14 protein-coding genes and 1 tRNA gene are annotated in these 15,483 nt (G+C 30.7%); 7 read left to right on the top strand and 8 right to left on the bottom strand.

Going from position 1 to position 15,483, the window contains the following annotated elements; translation table 11 throughout:
• Positions 1–30 precede the first annotated feature (30 nt).
• On the top strand, positions 31–966 hold the full coding sequence (locus tag B2U95_RS05750) for a GYDIA family GHMP kinase (protein WP_296313727.1): 936 nt from the start codon (positions 31–33) through the stop codon (positions 964–966).
• A 49-nt stretch (positions 967–1,015) separates the two neighbouring features.
• Here B2U95_RS05750 and B2U95_RS05755 read toward each other — a convergent pair whose 3' ends face one another.
• The 7 genes from B2U95_RS05755 to B2U95_RS05785 all read right to left on the bottom strand — a co-directional run bounded on the left by B2U95_RS05755 (position 1,016) and on the right by B2U95_RS05785 (position 8,913).
• The gene (locus B2U95_RS05755) at positions 1,016–3,166 is read right to left on the bottom strand and encodes a SurA N-terminal domain-containing protein (protein ID WP_296313695.1); all 2,151 of its coding nucleotides are present in this window, start codon (positions 3,164–3,166) and stop codon (positions 1,016–1,018) included.
• Positions 3,167–3,349: 183 nt separating this feature from the next.
• The gene (locus tag B2U95_RS05760) at positions 3,350–4,639 is read right to left on the bottom strand and encodes a hemolysin family protein (RefSeq protein WP_296313697.1); all 1,290 of its coding nucleotides are present in this window, start codon (positions 4,637–4,639) and stop codon (positions 3,350–3,352) included.
• A 3-nt stretch (positions 4,640–4,642) separates the two neighbouring features.
• Complete coding sequence (locus B2U95_RS05765) at positions 4,643–4,834, bottom strand: hypothetical protein (protein ID WP_296313699.1); 192 nt, start codon at positions 4,832–4,834, stop codon at positions 4,643–4,645.
• Between the two features lie 33 nt (positions 4,835–4,867).
• Entirely contained in the window at positions 4,868–5,434 is a 567-nt protein-coding gene (gene lptC / locus B2U95_RS05770) for an LPS export ABC transporter periplasmic protein LptC (RefSeq protein ID WP_296313701.1), read from the bottom strand.
• Positions 5,434–6,849 (bottom strand): hypothetical protein, encoded by a 1,416-nt coding sequence (locus B2U95_RS05775; RefSeq protein ID WP_296313702.1) that lies wholly within the window; start codon positions 6,847–6,849, stop codon positions 5,434–5,436. Before B2U95_RS05775 ends, lptC begins: the two co-directional genes overlap by 1 nt.
• A 16-nt stretch (positions 6,850–6,865) precedes the next feature.
• A complete protein-coding gene (locus B2U95_RS05780; RefSeq protein ID WP_296313703.1) occupies positions 6,866–8,185 on the bottom strand; it encodes a hypothetical protein in 1,320 nt (439 codons plus the stop codon).
• Positions 8,185–8,913 (bottom strand): type III pantothenate kinase, encoded by a 729-nt coding sequence (locus tag B2U95_RS05785; RefSeq protein WP_296313705.1) that lies wholly within the window; start codon positions 8,911–8,913, stop codon positions 8,185–8,187. Before B2U95_RS05785 ends, B2U95_RS05780 begins: the two co-directional genes overlap by 1 nt.
• 103 nt (positions 8,914–9,016) lie before the next feature.
• Here B2U95_RS05785 and B2U95_RS05790 point away from each other — a divergent pair.
• From B2U95_RS05790 to B2U95_RS05805, 4 genes are all read left to right on the top strand, one after another.
• Positions 9,017–9,092, top strand: a tRNA-Phe gene (locus B2U95_RS05790).
• 108 nt (positions 9,093–9,200) lie between these two features.
• Positions 9,201–9,386, top strand: a complete 186-nt coding sequence (locus B2U95_RS05795) for a hypothetical protein (RefSeq protein ID WP_296313708.1) — start codon at positions 9,201–9,203, stop codon at positions 9,384–9,386.
• 389 nt (positions 9,387–9,775) lie between these two features.
• Positions 9,776–10,417 carry a hypothetical protein gene (locus B2U95_RS05800; protein WP_296313710.1) on the top strand — a complete coding sequence of 214 codons (642 nt, stop codon included), beginning with the start codon at positions 9,776–9,778 and terminating at the stop codon, positions 10,415–10,417.
• A 151-nt stretch (positions 10,418–10,568) separates the two neighbouring features.
• Positions 10,569–11,033 carry a hypothetical protein gene (locus tag B2U95_RS05805; protein ID WP_296313712.1) on the top strand — a complete coding sequence of 155 codons (465 nt, stop codon included), beginning with the start codon at positions 10,569–10,571 and terminating at the stop codon, positions 11,031–11,033.
• A 232-nt stretch (positions 11,034–11,265) separates the two neighbouring features.
• Here the strand turns inward: B2U95_RS05805 and B2U95_RS05810 are convergent, their stop codons facing one another.
• A complete protein-coding gene (locus B2U95_RS05810; protein WP_296313714.1) occupies positions 11,266–12,990 on the bottom strand; it encodes a T9SS type A sorting domain-containing protein in 1,725 nt (574 codons plus the stop codon).
• 222 nt (positions 12,991–13,212) lie between these two features.
• On the opposite strand from B2U95_RS05810, the gene B2U95_RS05815 reads away from it, so the two are divergent.
• A complete protein-coding gene (locus B2U95_RS05815) occupies positions 13,213–14,679 on the top strand; it encodes a hypothetical protein (RefSeq protein ID WP_296313716.1) in 1,467 nt (488 codons plus the stop codon).
• Between the two features lie 209 nt (positions 14,680–14,888).
• On the top strand, positions 14,889–15,452 hold the full coding sequence (locus B2U95_RS05820; protein ID WP_296313718.1) for a hypothetical protein: 564 nt from the start codon (positions 14,889–14,891) through the stop codon (positions 15,450–15,452).
• Positions 15,453–15,483 lie beyond the last annotated feature (31 nt).

Genomic DNA, 15,483 nt, shown 5'->3' on the forward strand with positions numbered 1-15,483 from the left:
CTCAATAACTCAATAACTCAATATAAAAATTTGAAATCAGAACCAAAAACATATCGTAGTAACGGTAAATTATTACTAACAGCTGAGTATGTCGTTTTAGAAGGCGCCAAAGCATTAGCTATACCTACAAAGTATGGTCAAAGCTTAACCATTGAAAAGAATACAACTAAAAATATTATTTGGAAAAGCATAAATGAACTAGATGAGGTTTGGTTTGAAGATGAGTTCTTAATTAATGACACTTCCACTAAACTAAAAGTAAAGGCTAAAAACTATACTGATATTTCGAAACGGTTAATTCAGATTTTAAAAGCTGCTTACGATTTAAATCCTAAGTTTCTAGATTCTAAAGAAGGTTATACAATCACAACACATCAAGATTTTAACAGACTTTGGGGATTAGGCACATCATCTACACTTATTAATAATATAGCGGATTGGGCAAAAGTTGATGCCTACAAGCTTCTAGAAAAAACATTTAGTGGTAGTGGCTATGACATTGCTTGCGCACAAAATGATACACCAATAACGTATCTATTAAAATATAGACAAAAACCGATTATTGAGACTATAAGTTTTGATCCTAGTTTTAAATCGCAGCTCTATTTTGTTTATCTCAACCAAAAGCAAAATAGTAGAGACGGTATTGCAGCTTTCAAAAAGAAAGGACGCATTGACATGGAAATAATTGAAAGTATCAATCAACTTACTGAAAGCATGATTAGCTGTAAATCACTTTCAGCATTCGAAAATTTGATTGTTTCACATGAAGGTATTATCTCAGAACTCATTGAGCAAAAACCTATAAAATCTCGATTATTTAAAGATTTTAAAGGAGCTGCTAAAAGTTTAGGTGCTTGGGGAGGTGATTTTGTATTAGTTACATCAGAAACTGATCCTACAGAATATTTCAAATCAAAAGGCTTTGAAACAATAATTCCATATAACGAAATGGTATTAAATTAAAAAAGGCTCTGCATTTCCGCAGAGCCTTTTTTATAATATTGTATTTAACTTAATAAACAGTCTTAGCTCTATTATCTTCAATATCAGCTGATTTCTGTAAAGCTTGGTATATTTTACTTTGTATCGTCGTATTACGAGCTGAATTCAACCTGTTAATTACAGACGTATAATTTTCTAAAACGGGTGCTTCAGTAATTTTAGTAACTTCTAAAACGTAAACCCCTTTTGCACCATTTATTGGTTTAGAAATCGCTCCTACTTTTAATCCAAAAGCAGCACCAATTACTTCTGGCTCAACACCAGCACCAGATAACGTTGTGTTATTCATAGTTATGGCTGCAGCAGTTCTAACACTTAATCCTTGGTTTTTAGCAATATCGTCAATCGTAGTTCCGGTAAGGTTGTCACGAATCATTTTTGCCTTTTTATCTTTTTTGATTTCTGGTATCGCAGTAATAGAAGCATCTTCTACATTCATTAACCCTTTCTCATTTTTTTCAACCAATTTCGCAACTATAAATCCAAAATTAGCTACAGAAAAACTTTTAAAATCACCTGTATCAGTATCTTCGTTAAACGACCAGCGTACAACTTCTCTCTGACTTCCTAATCCTGGAATAGTTTCGTCTAATTCTTTAAATGTTATTGGCTTTGCAGTTAACTGACGTTCTTCGGCTAACGTATTAAAATCTCCGCTTCTTGAAGCGATTTCAAACTTGGACATTTTATTAAATACATCTTGAAGCGTTTCTTCTGATGGTTCAATTTTATCAGCCAATGTTGCAACCTTAATTGAATTACTAAAGTTAGATTGCTCTAAAACCTCAATAATATGGAATCCAAATGATGTTTCGACGACATCTATAGCGCCTTTTTCATTATCAAAACCGTAGGCTCTAAATTCTGGTGCAAAAGATGAGTTATAAGCCATCTTTATTTCACCACTACTTTCGTTACTTACTTTATCAGAAGATAAATCTAATAAATCAACAAACTTTGATCTGTTAGCTTTTAATACCGTTAAAATACTATCTGCTTTTATTTTTGCTTCTTCACGTGAATTAGAAACAGTAGGATCTACTCTATTAGCACCAGCATAGGGAATTAATATATGACGCACCTTAGAAGAATCCGCAGATTGCTTAATACCAATTACTTTTGATAACTTAAAAAATTCACCATCTCTGTATGGCCCATAATAACTACCAACTTCTAAATTCATTAAAGTGTCTTTTGCAACAGCTGGCAATTCTGAGACTCTTAAATAAGCGTCATTATATTTTATATCTGAGTTTGAATTAATAAAGTCTTCAACATTAGTCGTAGTGTTAAAACCAAGAATAGTGTCAGTAGCTTCAGTAATATCGTTGTATTCTACTCTATCATTAATTAAAGCCATTAAACCAGCTTTATTATTGTCTTCATCTTTTTTTGATGCTTCTTCCTTAAATTCTACGTAAACGATTTCACTTGTAGCATCAACTTTATAGTTGTCTGCATTCTTTTTAATGTAATCTTGTACTTCGCTTTTGGTTACTTTAACTAAGCTATCTACAACGCTTGTATATGGTATCTGAACAAATCTAACATCTACTGTCTTAGCCTCACCTACATACTCATCATTGGCTTCAGCAATAGTAGTACCAACACCTGCCTTTATCATATTAAAATAACTCTGTTGCACTGCGTTTGCGGCAATAGTCTGTTCGTTATTAGCCCAACTCTCATAACTAACCTGAAAGTTGCTTAACTGAACAACTTCTGGCTGCACATCTTTAAGATTTGCTATAAACGCATTTAAACGGTTAACGTCAAAGTTGCCATTATCATCTTGAAATTCTGGATAGGAAGAAAAACTGTTTTTTAATAAGTCTCTCATTTCATCTTTCTCTACAGAAAGATTCAACTTTTCGAATTCAGCATCTAAGATGACCTTACGAAGTTCTTGGTTATAAATAGCGTTCATTGCTTGCGTTGAAGATTGACCACCACCAAATCGTTCTTGATAGCTCTTCACCTTTTGCATAAATTCGTTTCTATTAATATCAGTACCTTCTATTGTTGCAATTACATCTTGCGAACCTCCGGTTAAAGCGTCAGAGTTTTTGAATAAATCCCCAACTACAAATGAAAATAACGCTAATGCAATTACCAATATCAATACCAGTGAGCGTTGTCTAATTTTATTTAAAACTGCCATGTCTTTTTGTTTAGTGTGTTTGTTTTATTTGTTCTATATGGTTACAAAGAACATCCCAAATAATATCTTACACACTTAATAATATTTTCTTAGTGGATGTTTCGTGTAAATAAGTCTGCGAAAATAGTACTTTCTAGCAAATAATAAAAGGAGAATATTAGTTTTTACTTGAGTAGTGTAGGATTAATCAGTTTCTAGTATTTTTAATAGAACGGCGTTTATTTTTGTAGATGAAACTTCAGTAATTGTAAACTTAAAATTCTCAATTATAATATCATCATTAACTTGAGGTATTTCTTCTGCTTTATTAACTATAAGACCGCCTAAAGTTTCATAATTTTCACCTACAGGAAGGTTTAGTTTATAAATCTCATTAACGTAGTCTACTTCTAATCTTGCTGAAAACTTAAATGTGCTTTCATTGATTTGCTCTTCAACAAGTTCTACATTATCGTGCTCGTCTTCTATCTCGCCAAAGAGTTCTTCAATAATATCTTCAATAGTCATAATACCAGAAGTACCACCATACTCATCAATGACTACAGATAGACTTCTTCGCTTCTTAGTAAGAATATTTAAAACATCTTTTATTAAAATCGTCTCAGGCACAAATCCTACGGGAATAAGAATAGACTTTATAGTTTTAGGCTTTTTAAAAAGCTCAAAAGCATGTACATAACCCAAAATATCATCTATATTATCTTTGTAGACAATGATTTTTGTTCTACCCGTTTCTATAAAAAGTTGTCTTAAATCTTCAATAGAATCTGAAATATCTACAGCAGTAATTTCCGTTCTAGGTATCATGACCTCGCGTGCCTTAACCTCAGAAAAATCTAATGCATTTTGAAAAATCTGAATTTCACTATCTATAGTATCTTGGTCATCAACAGATTCCATCTGCTCACTAATATAATTACCTAATTCTACTTTTGTCATTGCTAAAACAGCATCTTCACCTGGTGCTTTAAATATATATTTAAGAACTGCATCTGAAATCCAGATAATAAAGTCCGAAACCCAAGAAAATAAAACATAAAAAATATAAGTAGGTACTGCTAACACTTTAAGTAACGTATTCGCATAAATTTGAAAAAATACTTTCGGTAAAAATTCAGCTGTTATCAGTATAACTAATGTTGATATTATGGTTTGAGAGAGTAACTGCAAATCATAGACCAAGTAGTAGAGTGTTGAGCCTTCTAATGATGACATAGATTGAAACCATCGTACCAAAACATCACCCATTTTAAGTCCATAAATAACTAAAGCAATATTATTACCAATAAGCATAGTAGCTATATACTTAGATGGCTTAGCCGTAAGTTTATCTAAAACTTTTCCTAAAAAGTCTCCTTGTTTTTTCTCTAACTCAATATGAATTTTATTGGAAGAAACATACGCAATTTCCATACCTGAAAAAAAAGCAGATAATATAAGTGTACTCACAATAATGACTATATCAGTAGTCATACATTACTTTTTGTTTTGGTCTTCAAATTTTTCCCTAAAACGTTTTCTAAAGAAAAACATAAAAATAGCAAGTGCTACAAAAAATAAAGACATATAAGATCTATTTCTATCTATAGACCAGTTAGAAATTGCATCCCAAAGAAATAATGCTGCAAAAATGATGTAGGCGTATTGAAAGAGTTGTAATATCTTCATTAGATTTTATCAAAATATTTAGAACAAAGATAGCTAATTATCTATCTCTATATCACCACCCATCTCTAACATTTGAAATTTCTTAAATGTTTTATCAGAGTCAAAACCTATTCCGTGTGTTATACCAGATGTTCTTTTAAATATAAAAGGCTGATTTGTAAATACCCATTCTGACTTTTCATTATAGTAGAGTTGATCAGTAAAAAGTGTGTCTTTCTCTGGTGTTGCAACCCTAACGTTGCCTTGAAGATCTATAATATCCATATCGGTATAATAAATTGCATACTTTGCCAAGATTGTTGTCTGTTGTTGGTCATCATTGTACACCTTTAGTTCAATACCTTCAGGAAACTCAGAAAAACTAAAATCTCTATTTGAATAATCTAACATTTTAGGACTCAATAAATTTGCCAATAAGTCTACTGTAGAGTCTTTATACTCTGTGTATTTTAAATCTATATTTGTCGCCTCTCCAATAGGTTGGTTTTGTAAAACACCTACTTTTCGAACATCATCAAAATTATTCTTACACGAAAAAAACAAAGTCACAGCAATAGCTGTGACTAGGTTTTTTATAATATATATTTTTTTTATTCTCATTAAATCTGTGGGACTGTTACCGAGCGTCTAATCCAACATCCAATTTTTATGGTTTGTCCTGCATTACCTTCATTAAAGATATCTGCTGTACTTGGAGCTCCAGCTCTATAGCTTTCTGCTGTTTTAGAAGCAGTAGATTTTAAACGTCCATCTACTCTACCCGCTTTTTCAGCTTCATTAGCCGCTAGCCAAAGTACAGCTCTTTTATTAAAGTTAGAATCACCACAGTTGTTAGCACTCTTTTGGTACATCGCTGCCATTCTCAAATGTGGAAGACCTTTAGAAGGGTTAAGATTTAAAGCCTCTATATACTGCTGTCTTGCTTTACCATAACTACCTCTTTTGTAATTTTTCTCAGCAACTCTCATTACCAACTTCCATTTTTTAAGTGGATCTGATTCCAACTCAAAAGACTGGTCATAATAACGATCTGCCTCAGCCATTTTTCCTTGTTTTTCTTTTAGGAAACCTAAATAGAAAGCAGTCTTAGCATCTGGCTCTACTGTATTTTTTTGCACTACTAATTTCTCAAATAATGGATCGTCAGTACATTCTTTCTCTCCCATTTTATTCATGGCACGTTGTAACCAAACCGCATCATTTTTATATTCCTCAAAATCTTTTTGATACAACGGCACTAAAACTTCGCAGTTTGCTCTGTCACCTAATTTCTTATCCATACTAGACAAGATCTTACTTTCATAAACCTCTATATTAGACTCATAACTACCCTTATAGCTCTGCTCCCTTTTAGATAATGTTTCACCACCAGCTTCTTTTGCAACATATATATTCAACTTTTTAGTGTAAGTCTCAATAATATCCTCAATAATTTCATTTACATCATCATACTTGTCAAACAGTTTTTGAGCATCTGGTGGTGTTTTTACACCTGCATCGTAAATATCTACACCTAAAGAAAAATAAGCATAAAGCCCTATAGCACTGTCAAAATCTGATTTATGATTAAGAAATACGCTATCAAAAGTTTTATATAATTCTTCTGTAGATAGACCTAGCTCAGTTTTGTATTTATACTTTAGGTTAGCATTCTCCATCATCAATTCTCCCTCAGAATACTTTGAAGTAAAATTTGCATGGTATTCTTCATTCAACTTTAATAAATCTTTTATAAAAGCTAACTTTTCTGCACCTGCGCTATTTTCAATTTTATGATCAATAATAGCTCTTCCACCTTTACCTTTATTACTAAGATATATTGCTCTACTTAATTTTGGACATTCCTTTCTCACCTTCATCCAAGGCTCGTAAGCGTCATCATACTTTTTACTGTTTGCGTAACTATCAAAAATTGATAAGTTATTTCTGCACTCTTCCTCTTTCTCCTCTTGAGCAAAAGCCAAGTTAAAACTCACAAAAAGTGCTATTAGCAGTATTGTAATTCTCGTTTTCATGTCTTAATTAATTATATTAGAAATATTTTCGTTGTGTGAACCATCTTGAGTTTAAAGATAAACTTACATTAAAGTTTACATAATTCTCTTGAATTAGGTTCTGATTCGTTGTTCCACGCTGTCCAAATTCAAACCCTAAATTAGCATTAGAAAATAAACTACGCTTTCCGACTGGTAAACCTAGTCCAAAAGATATGCCAAACTCCTTTATCGATTCATTTTTTATTACAAGACCTGTATTTGCAAAGTTAAAACCTGCTCGGTAAACTACTCGTTTAAAATAACCAGAAAAGGCATTATAATTTGGTATAAAAAAACCACCAACTGTAAATTGAGATGAATTCTCGAAACTTGTGGTTTGGTTTGAAAATAATGGATTGGAAAAATTTGAAGTATTCTGAAACGTCAATTCTGTTCCAACAAACCAAGATTTGGGCTTCCCTATACCACCTCCTACTGACAAACGTGAAGGTATCACCAACTCAGTTTCATTAAGACCTTGTGCTTCTAAATCTGACTCAATAGTATTAAAAACAGCTACATTATCGTTAACCGTATTAATTGTAACTGTAGAAACAGATCTCTGATTTAGAGATTTCAATCTACTCTCTGGTGCGTATGTTAAAGTTGTAGAAAGCTCTAAATTATCAGATATCATTGTTTTATAGGACAACCCGAAATTAAGATTTAAACCACTTAAATCGGCTCTATTATTTTCTCTAGTTTGGTACTGTACTACGTTACCTTCTGGCGTATACTGAACAATAATTGCCGTATTTCTAATATTTCCGAAATTATAGCTCACATCAACACCAACTCCTAATTTATCAGAAACCTGATAGCCGAAGCCTGTAAAAACTTTATTTATACCACCATCACCTCGATATCTACTTTGCAAGTCTCCGTCGTCACTAAAGTCTTCTAATTTATAACCTACGGAAGTATATGGCAATAATCCAAAACCAAAACCAAATCTACCAACAGGAATAGCTATTGCAAGGTAATCGTAAGATGAACTACTTCCTTTTGACTCACCTGTATCACTTTTTAAAGTCAAGTCTGATGTCGTACCGGCTATCGTAAACTTAACAGGTCTGCTTTCGTTATTAAAATCAGTTGATTTTAAATTTTTACCACCATAAGAGGCCGGATTTCTTAAATTTACGTGAATACTGTCTAAGTAAACACTCAAACCTCCCATGCTTCGATTTTCTACAGTACCCTTAAATTTAAGGCTTCCTATACCATAAAATGAATATGGAGATGAGGTTCCTTGTTGCGCGAATGCACAAGAACCAATAATTGTAATACAAATTACAATGAGTCGTTTTATCATTATTTTGAATTATAATCTAAAATAAAATTCAAACCTTCTAAAAGAAAATTTGAATTCGCAAATATGCTATTTTTAATTTGGTTTGACAAAAAATTGGCGTCACCTCCTGTTAAAATAACTGTTAAATCTTGATGTTCAGCCATATATTCTTCAATAACTCCGTCAATTTCTTTGACAACTCCGTTGATAACACCAGAATGAATTGAAGATTCTGTAGAATTACCAATTATAGTTTTAGGTATACTCGTATTTAATAACGGAAGATTAGCCGTTAAATTATTTAGAGATTTATATCTAAGCCTAATACCAGGTGAAATTGCACCACCTAAGTATTCATTTTTACTGGTGATAAAATCGTATGTTATACATGTACCAGCATCTATTACTAGTACATTATTTTTAGGGAATTGATCTACAGAGGCACTTACTAAAGCTATACGATCTGCACCAAGTGTTTTTGGTGTTTCATATAAATTAATGAATGGCTGTTTTGTTTTTGAACTGAGCTGAACCACCTCAAAGTCCTCTTTAATGGCATCTATTTGCTTTTTTGATAAATGACCAACTGATGAAACGATCACAGAGTTAAGCTTTGGAAAATCTTTTTTTAGCGCTTTATATTCTTTTTTAAACTCAGAAAGTTCAAAGCTAACTTTATGAATTAGTTTAGTTTCCTTAAAAACAGCTAGTTTAACAAAGGTATTTCCAACATCTACAATAAGGTTCATAGGCTATAAATATTAATGCAAATTTATAAAATCAAATTTTACAACTTTCCTTTTGTGGATAATAAAATTGCATATATATTTGCAACCGCTTAAATAAGCAATTGGTGCCTTAGCTCAGTTGGTAGAGCAAAGGACTGAAAATCCTTGTGTCCCTGGTTCGATTCCTGGAGGCACCACCACAATAAACCCTTAAACTGTTAAAAATTAAACAGTTAAGGGTTTTTTTGATTTAATATTACCAAATATTTACCGATAATAATTAAATTTTAACTGTAAATATTAAATTCATGAAAGATCAAATCAAAATTACAAAACATTCAGAAACATTAACTGAAGGACTAGAACCTTATCCTTTTCAAAAAAATAACAAATTAAAAAAATCCAACATGAAAGGGCAAAAGCTTCTTGAAACAAGAATAATAAAAGACTTAGATCAAAGAATTGAAAAGTATAAAAAGAAAATAAGCGCTTAGTTCAGAAAATCAAGAAAGAAGGTTGTTTTTGGAGATGAAGTTTTTGAACTTTTAAAAAACAATGGTTTGTTGTCTACTGAAGACTATAAGGCAGCATTGGAGATACTTTCTGTATGTATTGAAGAAGATTTAAGAAAAAAAGATTGAAAAATTAAAGAGTTAAAATATGATTAAATTTATTTGAGAGTAATGTCGATGTAATTAAATATAGTCTATCAGGTGTCATTAAAATCATTGTTAATACAGTTCAGAGGCCTATCTCTTAAGAAATTTACACCTTTGTGACTACAAATTCCTTACATACTTCAAAGAATTATTATCTTAGTGTACACATAATAGATATATAGTTACCAGTAACTATATATATTTGTTACCACACATTGGACGAAATGACGACATTTATAGTTTTAATAACAATATTTTCAGGAATTAGTTTAGTGCTGATTTTGAAAAAACATGACTTTCCAAAATTGGAAAAAATTATTAGAAAAATCTCATTTTACTCATTAATCGGAGTTTTAATTTGTGTTCTACTTTTGGTTTTTGACTTCCGACTAAAAGGAAAATATACAACCTCAATAATCGGACTGACTTTCTTGATGTCGACAATATTAGTTTTCGGATTAACTAAAAAAAATCTAACCAAAATATTGAGCGGAATTTTGACAATACCAATTTTTATTTTTGGAATATTAAGTTTGTTTTGGCAAATTGGATTTGTGTTTTTTTATTTAATCACTTTGCCATTTCAACCACCTTTTGCAAAATCTGAAATTAATGCAAATCATAACGTTGAAGTTCGAGTTGGAGGATTTTTTGCTTGTGGAGAAAGTTTAGTTATTACAAAATCTGAATTTAGATTTTTAGACAAACAATATTATGTTGGAAATAACTTTTGCGTGACTGGAATCAATAAAATTGAAACTTTAGAATTTAAAGAAAATAATGTGGAATTTTTAATATATCACGATGAAAAAACTGAATTTGAAAACCCATATAAATATCAACCTGAAATGAAAAACGTGTGGTAACACCGTATATAATTTATTGCTAATTTCTGGCTTACTTACGAAAGTCCAAACGGACTTTCTTGGTTCGTGTTTTATTTAGTAAATTAGTAGCTTAACCACGCAACAAACCATATACAACAACGTTGTGCGCAAGCTAAAAAACCAATCGTTAATGAAATTTAGAATACTAATATTATTATTTTTTGGATTAATAAATTACGGATTTGGACAAAATCTGAATATGATTATTGATGTGAATGATGAACTATTAACAAATTACATTGGCGACGCATACTTGAATTTTGAAAATGAAAATGGAACTAAAGAAAAAATACTAATCGGATATCATCCTGGAGAATTAATTCTCAACGAAAATGCGTGGAATAAAATTAAATCTGACGAAACGACTGAAATCACATTTTCATTTACATACTCTACTTGGAAAAGACAGAAACAAGAAAGCGTAAACTTTAAGATGAATATGAAAAAATATCATTTTGAAAAACAATATTTAATATTGCATATTTACGATTTTCGGGAAAGGAAATATCGCAGAAAATATGGTTGCTTAACGGACCAAGATTACATTTATGACTTTAACTTTCCACAAGGCGGAATTTTAATAAGTTGCGGATAAAAAAACAAATAAAGCCAGCGCACAACAATGGCTATAGTTAATACGGGTTTTGGTGTTTAACCCAAAGTTTAGTGCTTTTCACCAAGTCCGCCAAATCTTTTGATTTGGCTTTAGAACAAAAAAGATAAAACAAAATAAAAAGATTTGGCTAAGTGCTTAATCGGAAATTAATTACTTTTAATTCCCGTACTAACCATAGCCGAGACGTTAGGTGCAATTTGAAGAAAACTGATTACTTTCTAATAAACCTTGTGAAAAATTCTTTTTGAGAAGTTAATATTTTAATGAAATAATGCCCAGATTTCAAATTTGAGACATCAATTTTAATATTCTGGTTCCTTGATGTCACTTTTTTAACTTCCTGTCCCAAAAAATTATATATAATAATAGATTCGACATCAATTTGTTTTTTCATCTTAAGATTTAAAAAATCATTGGTTGGATTAGGGTATTGAATAAAATAATCAGAAAATTCAAAACTAGGAACATCTAATATGCAACATTGAAATATGTGGTCTAGATTAAAAGCATTATCGTTAGGTGTTGTTTCAGTTAAATCAGAACTTATACTTCCCGTAAAATTTAAAATATCACCATTATCAATAGGTGGAACATTAAAATCTAATATAAAATCAATTGACCTAGTTTCAAAAGGTTTAAGGTTAATAAATTCCCAGATTAACTCATCCGTGTTTTGTTCAGATACAATTGGAATGGCTGAATTAAAATCAATTACATTATCATCAAAAATAAAATTAACAAATCCAGATTGTGTCATAGTTCCTTGATTGCTAAAATTTATTCTGTATGTAGCAGTATAGTCATAATAGGAGTTAATTGTTTCGATAGAAATTTTCAAGTCAGGATATGAACCAGCTGGAGTAATACAAAAATCTTGAACAGCTGGACTTGATTCGTCTGGAAAAATAACTGCAACACTTGTTGGAGAAATATTAAAATAGGTATTGTTTGATATTAAAGGAGTTAACGTAAATGAACCTTCTTGTACATTGTACTGATAAGTTCCTGATGAATTCGAGAAAAAATCGCCTGCATTTAAACCATCAGATATTCCGAACATTAAACCTTCATAATTTAAATCAGTAGCTGAACATCCATCATTAACTTCATCATACTTTACATTTCCGGTTATTGAATAAAAAGAGCTTCCTTGATTAAAATTACATAAAGAATTGGCATAACAATCCATATAACCATATTGAATTATTTTTTCTTCTACATCACTCAATTGATTCCCATCTGCACATATATATTGCAAATTCTCATTATCCGAGAAATTCAAATTCTCTACCGATTCATTCTTAATATTTAAAGTTGTCAAATCATTAAATGAACAATTTAAATAAATCAAATTTTCCAAATTGGTTAAGTCAATAGTTGATAAATCATTGTTTTGACAATACAGATATTGCAATGCTTGTGTTTCATCTAAATTTAAAGATGCAATTTGATTGTTCCTTATATCTAAAACTGCCAAATTTGATAATCCTAAAAGATTTATGGCTGTTAATTGATTATCCCTAAATGAAATATTATGGACTTCTGATAAACCAGAAAGATTAACATTTGTAAGTTGATTATTATTAATATCAAAACCAACCATGTTTGTTAATGCAGATAAATCTAATTCAGTAATCAAATTATTGTTACACTGCAAATGTTCAAGGTTTGTAAAAAATTCAATTCCTGTCAAATCAGAAATATTAGAGTCACTTATTGCCAAACTGCATACTAATAATGCTTCTGAAACTTCTATTTCACCATCGTTATTAGCATCAACCTTAAATGAATTACCATTACATTGATATGCTACACCATTTCCAGATACTGCTGACAATAATTTTGTTTTGAAATTGTCATCTGGAAAATTTATAACTTGAGAATACGAATATGTACAGAAAAGAAAGCACAATAGATTGAATAAAAATTTATTCATGATAGTAATTTTGGAATATTTAATAAAGATAAATAAAAAAACTGCACCTAACACCGTATATAATTTATTGCTGGCTTCTCGCCTACTTACGAAAGTCCTCGCGGACTTTCTTGGTTGGTAATTATTTACTAAATTAGTTGCTTAAACCAAGCAACAAACCATATACAAAGACGTTGTATGCCATTTGAACCAACCCAAGAACAATAAAGCCAAAAATGAAATATGTCCAATTTTAAACTACTTTTTTCCGACTATTTTGAAATTGACAATTCGAATTTAGAAAAATTTGGAGCATTGAATATTTGTTTAAGCTCTGACTTACCAATGTTTATTGACCCTTTTTTATTATTTGCATCTGAAAAACCAGAATATAAGGAACTTCATAAAAAAGTCGTTGAACATTTACTTATATTAAAGGAATATGCGACTGAAAATGAAGGAATAGATGTAGATATAAATCTATTCAAATTTCCTGAAATTAAACAAAATTGGTTAGGATTATCAAAATATGGTAATGGCGGAAAAGGGTTGGGAAAAAAATTTGCAAATGGAGCTATAAATGCTTTTAATGGTTTTTACAGCACTTTTGGAGAAGAGGAAATAACTGCCGAAACTCATATAGAAAAATTAACTCTTCTAAACTCTGGAGTTGGTAAAGATTTTATTAGTGACTTTACGACAAATTTAATACAGGAATATCTACTTGAGTTTACCGAAAAGTTTGCAAAAAAATATTTAAAAGAGAATCAAACTAAAGACTATTCAATAAGGTGCCGATTCGATAAAAAAACAAAAATATGGCTACCTCGAACTTTTAGACTTCCATATTTTTTTAGAGAAAATGGAGGCGATTTCATTATTCTAACACCTTTAGATATTCTAACTGTAGATGATGCTGTAATCAATAACTCTGATTTTTATTCAAGTTTTCAAAATGTAACAAGGTCTTTAGAAAATTCATCTTTACGTTCAGCAATCAATGAATTTTTTAGGTCTCACTTACCAAGGAAGCCTAAAAAGAAAGATAAAGAATATGCGTTTTTAAAAACAATCAGAAAATTCCCTGATTTAGTTGACTTTTATATAAAACTGAAAGAAGACAAAAAGTATGAAGTTACTTCTGCTTCTATGTCGCAAATTAATGAACTAAAAGAAAAATTAGTAGACGCTCTAACACCATTATGCGAATTACTAAACAAGAATAGTGACTTTTACAAATTACAATCTAATAGTTATGATGAATCTCTAAAAAGAGCTTTGTATCTAAAAGATGTAATCGAAAATAATGACGGTTATCGTATCTTCTATGATGGTCATCGACCTATTGCAAAAGAAGATACAATTCAGAGAATATTTAGACTGACTTGGTACGCATCGCCATATGATGTTAATGCAGAAGTAAATAATGGTCGTGGACCAGCAGATTATAAAGTATCTTTTGGAAGTGGAGATTCAACTATTGTAGAATTTAAATTAGCAAAATCATCTTCATTAAAGAGAAATTTAGAAAATCAAACAGACATATATAAATCTGCATCAAAATCTGCCAGAGATATTTCTGTTGTTTTATGTTATACATCATCAGATATCCGAAAGGTTAATAAAGTTTTAAAAGAAATTCAAAAAGAGAATCACGAAAACATAATAGTAATTGACGCTTCAAGAAAAGCATCAGCTTCTAAAGTTTAATTAATAGAAATAATAACAGACTGAAAAAAAAACGGCATACAACACCGTATATAATTTATTGCTGGCTTCTCGCCTACTTACGATTGTCCTCGCGGACTTTCTTGGTCAGTAATTATTTACTAAATTAGGTGCTTAAAACACGCAACAAACTATATACAAACACGTTGCCATTCATTACCAGAAACCCATGAAATGATAGAATTTAAATAATGATCAGAGCATTTTTTAAAGAATTAGCAGAAAAAGAAAATGGAAAACTTTATTTCCAAGATAAAGATGTTTCGATTGGTGGCGGAGTAAGAAGTCCAAATGTGATTTATAAATTAACATTTGATTCTAACGACAATGAGTTCACAATCATTAATCGAACCGGAACTTCATACGTCGGAACTATAAGTTGTAAAATATCCAAAACTATTCAACCAATTGCATTTGAAATTAATAGTATTTCCCATATTAAAAACTTGTTTCTTCGAAAAAAAAGCAGACTAAAAATAGATACAGATAATGAGAACTTAAGGTTTTTCATTGAGAATAATCCGAATTATAAACGATTAAGCAAAATTGCTGATAAGGAAAATTTTAGTCCAATAATAACTTGCGAATTAGATGATAATTGGAACATAATATCCAAATATCATTTAGAGTTTGACGATTGGACACAAGTCGTAGAGCCAACTATTGAGCTGATTAAAAACTTAATTTCTGAATTTGAAAAACGGATTGCAAATATTAGTAACAAAGCATATCGTGAAATGAATTGGAAAAAATAACGAAATGGCAACACAGTGTATAATTAATTGC

It is taken from the genome of Winogradskyella sp. UBA3174 (assembly GCF_002364335.1).
Taxonomy (GTDB): Bacteria; Bacteroidota; Bacteroidia; order Flavobacteriales; family Flavobacteriaceae; genus Winogradskyella.

Bases quoted from the DNA above. Each gene is read 5' to 3' on its own strand.
- B2U95_RS05755 (WP_296313695.1), bottom strand. From the start codon at position 3,166: ATGGCAGTTTTAAATAAAATTAGACAACGCTCACTGGTATTGATATTG.
- B2U95_RS05760 (WP_296313697.1), bottom strand. From the start codon at position 4,639: ATGACTACTGATATAGTCATTATTGTGAGTACACTTATATTATCTGCT.
- B2U95_RS05765 (WP_296313699.1), bottom strand. From the start codon at position 4,834: ATGAAGATATTACAACTCTTTCAATACGCCTACATCATTTTTGCAGCA.
- lptC (WP_296313701.1), bottom strand. From the start codon at position 5,434: ATGAGAATAAAAAAAATATATATTATAAAAAACCTAGTCACAGCTATT.
- B2U95_RS05775 (WP_296313702.1), bottom strand. From the start codon at position 6,849: ATGAAAACGAGAATTACAATACTGCTAATAGCACTTTTTGTGAGTTTT.
- B2U95_RS05780 (WP_296313703.1), bottom strand. From the start codon at position 8,185: ATGATAAAACGACTCATTGTAATTTGTATTACAATTATTGGTTCTTGT.
- B2U95_RS05785 (WP_296313705.1), bottom strand. From the start codon at position 8,913: ATGAACCTTATTGTAGATGTTGGAAATACCTTTGTTAAACTAGCTGTT.
- B2U95_RS05795 (WP_296313708.1), top strand. From the start codon at position 9,201: ATGAAAGATCAAATCAAAATTACAAAACATTCAGAAACATTAACTGAA.
- B2U95_RS05800 (WP_296313710.1), top strand. From the start codon at position 9,776: ATGACGACATTTATAGTTTTAATAACAATATTTTCAGGAATTAGTTTA.
- B2U95_RS05805 (WP_296313712.1), top strand. From the start codon at position 10,569: ATGAAATTTAGAATACTAATATTATTATTTTTTGGATTAATAAATTAC.
- B2U95_RS05810 (WP_296313714.1), bottom strand. From the start codon at position 12,990: ATGAATAAATTTTTATTCAATCTATTGTGCTTTCTTTTCTGTACATAT.
- B2U95_RS05815 (WP_296313716.1), top strand. From the start codon at position 13,213: ATGTCCAATTTTAAACTACTTTTTTCCGACTATTTTGAAATTGACAAT.
- B2U95_RS05820 (WP_296313718.1), top strand. From the start codon at position 14,889: ATGATCAGAGCATTTTTTAAAGAATTAGCAGAAAAAGAAAATGGAAAA.